Genomic DNA, 536 nt, shown 5'->3' on the forward strand with positions numbered 1-536 from the left:
GCCACTACACATACGAGTGACGCCAATAATGTTTTCTTCATAACAAGACCTTTCTTTGTAATGTGCTCAGTATCCTAGGGGGTTCTGTGAATTATATCTGTTTCATATTCAAGAAAGTGTTGGTCACATATCGCTTTGTTTCAATTGATTCTGTTCAGCAGTATTTATCGGTTAAATACAATTAACAGGTCATTGTTGGGTTAAAAATAAGCAAAAACAGATTGTTAACTATTTAATTGAGTGAAAATTGCCCTATGCTATAAACGATAAGCGATCCAAGGTAGGAAAGGATATGAGAGAAAGGGTTCTGTTTTTTGATTTATTGCGCTGCGTCGCCGCAGTGGCTGTGATCGCTATTCATGTCTTGGCGCCTTATCGAAACGAGTTGGGCGTGATCCCAATGGACCAATGGCTCACCGCCGTTGGAGTGAACAGCGTGACCCGATGGGCGGTGCCGGTATTTATTTTGATTACGGGCGCTCTGATGCTCAGTGATACACGTCCTTTTGATGGCAAGTATTACGTGAAGCGGCGTT

The 536-nt window shown here is 42.4% G+C and carries 1 protein-coding gene; it reads left to right on the plus strand.

Annotated elements, in window-relative coordinates; translation table 11 throughout:
* Positions 1-292 precede the first annotated feature (292 nt).
* Positions 293-536 (plus strand): acyltransferase family protein (locus R7093_RS27635; protein ID WP_318080552.1); only part of this gene is annotated, 244 nt, incomplete at its 3' end.

The organism is Vibrio sp. 1580 (assembly GCF_033340055.1).